Origin of the sequence: Propionivibrio sp. (assembly GCF_016790145.1) — a bacterium.
Lineage (GTDB): Bacteria > Pseudomonadota > Gammaproteobacteria > Burkholderiales > Rhodocyclaceae > Propionivibrio.
In genome coordinates this window covers 1-7,551 of sequence record NZ_JAEUOI010000062.1, presented here as the reverse complement: position 1 = coordinate 7,551, position 7,551 = coordinate 1, and the positions used below count along the sequence as shown (strand labels likewise).

The window sequence follows — 7,551 nt, the reverse complement described above, 5'->3', positions numbered from 1 at the left end:
GCACCGGCAAATCTGGCATTGATCCCCACGCAAGTCCGACTTGACTGGTTCATGCTGTTCATTCATCCGCTGACTGACATCACGTCGCCAGCCATGGTCTGGATGATGTTGTTCGCCGCAACAGCCCTTCTATTCATACTGCCGTTCTTGCCCCATCCCAATGCCGAACCCATTGCTGAAGTTGATGCGGCCAATTGCAACGGTTGCAGCCGCTGCCTGGCCGACTGCCCCTATGCCGCTATAACGATGGGGCCGCATCCCGGTCGGTCGGGTTACAAGATTGCCATCGTCGCCGCCGATCTCTGCGCCGGTTGTGGCATCTGCGCCGGCTCATGCCCTTCATCGACCCCATTCCGCAGGCAGGAGCGGCTGTTGACCGGTATCGACATGCCACAACAAACCGTCAACGATTTACGCCAGAAACTCGAAGGGCAACTGGCCCAACTTGAGGGCCGTACCAGGATAGTTGTTTTCGGCTGCAACCGCGGCGCCAATGCCAGGCTGCTGGCCGCACCCGACACGGCGGTGATAAGCCTCCTATGCACAGGTGCTCTGCCACCTGCGTTCGTTGAATACGCACTGCGTTGCGGAGCCGATGGTGTCATGCTTGCCAGTTGTCGTAGCGGCGGCTGCGATTATCGCCTCGGTGAGCGCTGGACGGCTGAACGACTGAGCGGAAAGCGTGAACCCCACTTGCGCAGCAAAGTGCCTTTAGCCCGGCTGCACCACGTATTTGCCTCAGTCAATGACAACAAATTGCTTGCCGAAGCCTTGCATGAATTCAGGAGCAGAATCGAAATCCAGGGTGTTTGCGACGACCCATTGCAACCCTACTACCGGAGAAATTCTCAACATGTCTAAACCCGTCGCCATCGTCGGCCAGATCATACTCTACGGCGCATTTGCCGTTTTCATCGGCTATTTCGCCACCTTTCCGCGCTACCGGCAAATCCCGGATGATGCCGCGTTGATCAAGCTCTCGATGAGCCACTTGGGCGACCGTGAATGTCGCAAACGCACTGCGGAAGAACTGGAGAAAATGCCGCCTAATATGCGGGCGCCACTCGAGTGTCCAAGGGAACGCTCCGACATCAAACTGGAAGTCGATCTGGACGGGGAGAAGTTGTTCAGCACGATGATGCACCCTACCGGCCTTTCCAAGGATGGCGTCTCAACCGTATACAAGCGGTTTGAGTTAAAGGCGGGTTCCTATCGGCTGTCGGTAAGGATGAATGACAATCTGATCAAACCCGGCTTCAATTACGTCAAGGAGGAGCAAGTCACCCTGAAGCCTGGGCAGGTTCTGGTGATTGACTTCAATCCCGACAAGGGTGGCCTCTTCTTCAGGCAGTGAATCATGGCTGGCTTACCCACCACCCGACTCGTCTCTTTCCTCCCTCCAGCACTCTCCTGAGCGGATACCTAAAATGGTCAAACTTCTTCAACAAATCGTGCGCTGGTTTTTCATCCGCATTGAAAACCTCTTCAACCTCGCTTTTGGCGAAAAGCTGAACCCCTTCTACCATCTTGGCACGATCAGCTTCTGGCAATTCTGGCTATTGGTCGGCTCCGGGCTCTACCTGTATATTTTTGCCGACACCGGGATCGATCATGCCTTTGAATCGGTCGAGCGCATCACCCATGACCAGTGGTGGGCAGGTGGCATTTTACGCAGCATCCACCGCTATGCCACCGATGGAATGATACTGACCATGTTGCTGCACATGCTGCGACACTTCGCTTATGACAGGTATCGTGGTTTCCGTTCATTTTCATGGCTGACCGGCGTTGCTCTGCTGTGGATGGTTTACGTCGCCGGTATCAACGGCTTCATGCTGGTATGGGACAAGCTGGCGCAGTTTGTTGTGATTGCCACGGCCGAATGGTTTGATGCCCTGCCGATGTTCGGCGGCACGCTCATCCGCAACTTCATTTATCTTGAGAATGTTGGCAGCAGGCTTTTTACGCTACTGGCGTTCATGCACATTGGCCTACCGCTGATTGTTGTCATCATCATGTGGGTCCATGTGCAGCGTGTGCCGCGTGCGCACATCAACCCGCCACGCCCGGTCGCCATCGCCGTCACCCTGATGTTTGTCGCCCTCGCTCTGATCAAACCCATATTCAGCCAGGGTGGCCAGGCCGATATGGCGATCGTACCCACCAATATTGAATTTGACTGGTTCCAGTTGCCCGTTCTGGCCCTGGTCTATGTTTACGATCCGCTGCATCTGTGGTTTGGCGTCCTGGGGCTCACCGGCCTGCTTTTTCTTGTCCCGTGGCTTCCGCCCAAACGGCGCGGAACGGCTCAGTTGACAACACGGATCACCTTCCGTCCCGATCACAAGTCAGTGACGGCAAGATTTGGCGAAACCCTGCTCGACGCCGGCCTGCGCCAGGACATCAAGCTGCCCTACGAATGCCGGAACGGCGGTTGCGGAGTGTGCAAGTGCACGGTAGTGCAAGGCCAGGTCGATCCCGGGCTGTATCAACCCAGTGCGCTATCCGCCGAAGAGCTGGCGCAAGGGAAAGTTCTCCTGTGCGCCGCCAGCGCACTCGATGACGTGGAAATCGAGTACGCCGTGAGTAGCGCAGAAAAGCCATTCCGCGAGTACAGCGCACGTGTCGTAAAACTGGAGAAACTCACGTACGACGTCATGCTTGTTCTCCTCAAACTGCCTGGAGAACAGCAGGTTTCTTTCAAGGCCGGGCAGTACATCAACATCATTCTTGAGGACGGTCAGCGGCGCGCTTTCTCCTTCGCCAACCCGCCGCATGATTCCGAAGTCATCGAGCTTCAGATTCGCCTGGTTGAAGGCGGACGCTTCACAACCCATGTATTCGAAACAATGAAAGTGGGTGATGAAATCCGCTTCGAGGGACCTCTCGGCGACTTTGCCCTGCGCGAGTCGGAGCGGCCCATTGTATTCGTGGCCGGCGCCACCGGCTTTGCACCGGTCAAGAGCATGGTCGAGGACGCCTTCGAACGCGGCCTGAAGCGACCGATTTACCTCTACTGGGGTGTCAAACAGTTACGTGACCTCTACCTCCCGGAATTGCCGCAACGCTGGGCCAGCGAGCACGCCAATTTTCACTTCATCCCGGTGCTTTCCGAACCGGCGCTGAATGACAATTGGCACGGCCGTACCGGTCTCGTCCATGAAGCCATCCTTGCCGATTTTCCTGAACTCAAGGGGCATGAAATATATGCCTGCGGATCGGTAAAGATGGTCGAATCCATCTTCCCCTTCCTCAAAAAACAAGGTGCTGAGGACAGTGCGTGTTTTTCCGACGCTTTCTCGGTATCGGCACGCTCGATGGCCTTTCAGCCGAAATAGGTCTTGGCTCATCTGATCGGGTCGTTCTACTTCCCGATCAGCCTCTCGAGCACTGGCTCAAGCATCGCTTCATCGAGGGGCCCGAGATGGGTCATTTCGACGTGCCCGTCGCGAGCGATCACCAGGGTCAAGGGCAAGCCCCTGATCTCCAGAAACGAACTCTGGCTGGCGAAGTCCGAGACCAGCAACGGATAGGATACGGGCGTTGTTTTGGCAAAGGCCTGCATTTTTTCAACATCGTCGAGGCCGATACCGACGAACTGCACCCCCCAGCCCGCATAGTGCTCGTGCAAACGGGAAAAAACCGGCATTTCTCTGACGCAGGGCGCACACCAACTGGCCCAGTAATTGACCACCAGCACCTTGCCGCGCCACTGTGCGATAGCCTGTGGTCGACCTGCAAGATCGGGCAGAGTCATGGAAAAGAGGCTGGCAACCGTTTTTTGCGTCACTTCCGGCGAAAGCTTAGGCGCGGCGACCAGCCCCGGCGGAACAGCATCGCTTGGCGGTGGGGCAAGAACAAACAGGCGATACACCAGCAGTGCGACGGTGGCCAGTGTCGCAATGCCGGCGACTACAGCCAGCGCCAGCACCTGCGGAGGCTTCATCGGGTCTTGCGGGCGGACATGATTTTCAGGCAGACCAGCACAAAAATCAGGCCACCGATGATGGCGATCAGGCCGCCCAGACCCATCATGCCCATACCGATTTTCTGTGGCAATGTCGTCAGTGCCTGCTCAGCGCCAGCCACCTTTCGCTGCACACCATAGCCTCCCGACCACGCCAGACCGAGTATATGAATCAACTGGCCAGCGCCATACACATATGGCTGCCACAGCGCCATCCGGCCTTCTGCCTTGGCATACCCGAGCGCAGGCAACAGTACATAGACCAGACCCATGAAGGCCAGCGTCACGCCAACGGTCGATCCATGATAATGCGCGGGGATAACCACATTGACCCCCTGGATCATGTAACCGAGAACTCCCCCCAGGGCAAACAGGGTGAAAGAAGCGACAAAAGCCGACTTGGCCGGACTGCCGGATACTCCTCGCACACTCCAGAGTGACAATGCACCCAAAAGAATGAGTGGGCCCATATAGGGATGACCCCAGATCATCAACTTTGCAAAAAGCTCCATGTGCGCCAGGGAACCTGGCGGCACGCCCAGATAGAACAAGGGAACCGCCAACAAGGGCACTGCAGCAACGACAAACAAAATGGATAGCGCGCGCGGCGAGGCCATTGATGGGCGGCCGAGATAGTCGGCAATCCACAGCCAGGCCAGGACCATGAGCAGCGCGTGTTGAAACTGCAGGACGTGACCGCCACCCCAGAACAAAACTTCGTAATATATTTTCTCCTCAATCCGGGGCACGACAGACCACGACCACAAGAAGGCGGCCAGCGCGAGGAAGGCCGCAATGGCACCGAGGAATGCTCCGAGCCGCAGGGGTTCGGCAAGGAAGGGGCTTGGCCAGGTGGTGATCAGGGCACGCAAAACAGCAAGACCGAAACCGGCACCACAAATCCACAGCGCAGCAAAAAACAAGGGTTGCTGAAGGACCGGAATGTAGTTATTGAGTACGGGTTCGGCACCGGGAAAGAACGGGGAAACGGTCATTACCGCAGTACCCAGGGCTGCCAGAACGAAACCACTCCAGCCCATCCACGCCAGGCCGGTACTACCCAGTGCGCTCCAGATCACCGCGGCAAACGCCATGAACCAGATGGCTACCGAAAGATCCACATGCACCACCAGCGCAGCCCTGAAAAATTCCTTTAACGGAAAAATATCCTGTATCCCGGGGGTGCGCGACAGGACTAGCAGGATGGCCAACAGGCCGGAGCCCACCAGGGCCATCAAACCCAGCCAGAGCCAGGCCCGTGCCAGTGCTGCGGGTGTCCCGGAGGATCCCAGGGTAACTTGAGTATTCACAGCCGCCTCGCGAAAAAGAGCAGAGTATAAAGCCAGGCCAAAGGATACTCAAATGTCAATCAAGGCACAGCGCATGAACACATCAACGCCCTACAAGAAATGCGCTGCGCAGCCCCTCTCCTCTAACAAAATTGGAATTGATACATATCAAAGTTTATTCGGGCCATAAGTGCATAATGACATTGTTCAGCAAAGAATGGCTGGCTGACATTTATATGACCTAAAAATGCAACCCAGGAGGATTTATGACGAACACCTATAGAATAGGGCGCCGAACCGGATTGATGATTGCCCTGGCGCTAGCCCTTGCATCAAGCGCGTTTGCACAAGACAAAGCAAAAGCTGTGAGTCCGGAGGAGGCAGGCTATATGGGCAGTGGGTCCTCCCCGCTCGGTGAGGCCGAGATGCACCAGAACATGAATCCCAAAGCCCCTGCCATGACCAAGGCAGAATTTGATAGCGCCAAGAAGATATACTTCGAGCGTTGCGCCGGTTGTCATGGCGTGCTGCGCAAGGGCGCAACCGGCAAAGCATTAACTACTGACAAGACACTGGCCGGTGGTACGGAATATCTCAAGGTATTCATCAAATATGGCTCTGCCGGAGGCATGCCGAATTGGGGAACCTCTGGCGAACTGACCGACGCCGAAGTCGACATGATGGCGCGCTATATTCAGCAGGAGCCGCCGACCCCGCCCGAATGGGGCAAGAAGGAAATGTTGGCCTCGCAGAAAATAATCGTTCCGCCGAGCCAGCGCCCGACAAAACAGATGAACAAGCTCGATCTCGGCAATCTCTTCTCGGTAACCTTGCGTGATTCCGGCCAAATTGCACTGATTGACGGAAAGACGAAGGAAATTGTCAAAGTGATCAATACCGGCTATGCGGTGCATATTTCACGCATGTCGCAATCGGGGCGGTATTTGTATGTAATTGGTCGTGACGCCCGAATCAACCTGATCGACTTGTGGATGCCGGAACCGACCAACGTTGCCGAAATAAAAGTCGGTCTCGAAGCCCGATCCGTCGAAACGTCGAAATACAAGGGATACGAAGACAAGTACGCAATTGCCGGCACCTACTGGCCGCCGCAATACGTGATCATGGAAGGCAACACACTCACCCCGTTGAAGATTGAATCGACACGTGGCGTGACTGTGGATGAACAGGAATTCCATCCTGAGCCGCGCGTGGCGTCAATCGTCGCTTCGCACTATCACCCCGAGTTCATCGTCAATGCCAAGGAGACCGGCAAGATCATGGCGGTGGACTACAGTGACCTCAAGAACATGAAGGTTACAACCATGGACGCCGCGCGCTTTCTGCACGATGGTGGTTTCGATTCGACGGGGCGCTACTTCCTGGTGGCGGCCAACGCTTCGAACAAGATCGCTGTCGTCGATACCAAGGAAGACAAGCTGGCGGCCTTGATTGATGTGGGCAAGATTCCCCACCCCGGTCGTGGTGCCAATTTTGTGCATCCGAAGTTTGGCCCGGTGTGGGCTACCAGCCATCTGGGCGATGAGTCGATCAGCTTGATTGGCACTGACCCGGTCAAGCACAAGGCACAGGCCTGGAAGGTTGTGCAGTCGGTAAAAGGTCAGGGTAGCGGCTCGCTGTTCATCAAGACGCATCCGAAATCGAAGAATCTGTGGGTCGATACCCCGCTTAATCCTGATGCCAAGATCAGCCAGTCAGTCGCCGTTTTCGACATCAACGCTCTGGACAAGGGATTTGAAATCTTGCCCATCGGCGAGTGGTCGGGTGTTGCCGACGATGGTGCCAGACGCATTGTGCAACCCGAGTACAACGAAGCAGGTGATGAAGTCTGGTTCTCGGTCTGGAGTGCGAAGGACAAGCAGTCAGCCATAGTTGTTGTTGACGACAAGACGCGCAAGCTGAAAGCCGTGATCAAAGACCCAAGACTGGTCACCCCGACCGGAAAATTCAATGTTCATAACACGCAGCATGATGTGTACTAGATCGTAAGCCGTTGCCGATGACCAACGGGGCCATGTGCCCCGTGTGTCATTCATGAATTATCGATCTGCCTCAACACCATTTTTTGGTGATTTGTTCAGCGTTTCCCTGTCCCAATAATTAACAGTGATATAGCCTGTTTTTTTGCCCTCGCCTGGCGTGATCCAGCGTGATCCAGCGTACTTGCCTCAGCCGCCAACTAATGCGAGCATTGCGTGTCATTAACACTGGCGCTTCCGGAAGTCCCGCATGCACGAATTTCAGGGAATCAACATCGAAACGCAGCTCACGCAT

Annotated in this window: 6 protein-coding genes; 4 read left to right on the top strand and 2 right to left on the bottom strand. The window is 55.8% G+C overall.

What is annotated here, in order from left to right; all coding sequences use genetic code 11:
* The 3 genes from JNM42_RS05860 to JNM42_RS05850 all read left to right on the top strand — a co-directional run.
* Window positions 1-861: hydrogenase iron-sulfur subunit (locus JNM42_RS05860; protein ID WP_294267583.1), on the top strand; the 861-nt coding region annotated here is incomplete at its 5' end.
* Window positions 854-1,354, top strand: a complete 501-nt coding sequence (locus JNM42_RS05855) for a hypothetical protein (protein WP_294267582.1) — start codon at window positions 854-856, stop codon at window positions 1,352-1,354. The genes JNM42_RS05860 and JNM42_RS05855, both read left to right, overlap by 8 nt.
* A gap of 73 nt (window positions 1,355-1,427) precedes the next feature.
* On the top strand, window positions 1,428-3,338 hold the full coding sequence (locus JNM42_RS05850) for a 2Fe-2S iron-sulfur cluster-binding protein (RefSeq protein WP_294267579.1): 1,911 nt from the start codon (window positions 1,428-1,430) through the stop codon (window positions 3,336-3,338).
* Between the two features lie 26 nt (window positions 3,339-3,364).
* Here the strand turns inward: JNM42_RS05850 and JNM42_RS05845 are convergent, their stop codons facing one another.
* Both JNM42_RS05845 and JNM42_RS05840 read right to left on the bottom strand, forming a co-directional pair.
* Window positions 3,365-3,946: a TlpA disulfide reductase family protein gene (locus tag JNM42_RS05845; RefSeq protein ID WP_294267577.1), complete on the bottom strand. Its 582-nt coding sequence runs from the start codon at window positions 3,944-3,946 to the stop codon at window positions 3,365-3,367.
* A complete protein-coding gene (locus JNM42_RS05840) occupies window positions 3,943-5,277 on the bottom strand; it encodes a cbb3-type cytochrome c oxidase subunit I (RefSeq protein WP_294267575.1) in 1,335 nt (444 codons plus the stop codon). The genes JNM42_RS05845 and JNM42_RS05840 overlap by 4 nt, the downstream gene beginning before the upstream one ends.
* 368 nt (window positions 5,278-5,645) lie before the next feature.
* Between JNM42_RS05840 and JNM42_RS05835 the strand changes: the two genes are divergently transcribed.
* Window positions 5,646-7,259: a nitrite reductase gene (locus JNM42_RS05835; protein ID WP_294267572.1), complete on the top strand. Its 1,614-nt coding sequence runs from the start codon at window positions 5,646-5,648 to the stop codon at window positions 7,257-7,259.
* Window positions 7,260-7,551 lie beyond the last annotated feature (292 nt).

Coding starts and splice junctions, on each gene's coding strand:
- JNM42_RS05855 (WP_294267582.1), top strand. CDS start 854: ATGTCTAAACCCGTCGCCATCGTCGGCCAGATCATACTCTACGGCGCA.
- JNM42_RS05850 (WP_294267579.1), top strand. CDS start 1,428: ATGGTCAAACTTCTTCAACAAATCGTGCGCTGGTTTTTCATCCGCATT.
- JNM42_RS05845 (WP_294267577.1), bottom strand. CDS start 3,946: ATGAAGCCTCCGCAGGTGCTGGCGCTGGCTGTAGTCGCCGGCATTGCG.
- JNM42_RS05835 (WP_294267572.1), top strand. CDS start 5,646: ATGGGCAGTGGGTCCTCCCCGCTCGGTGAGGCCGAGATGCACCAGAAC.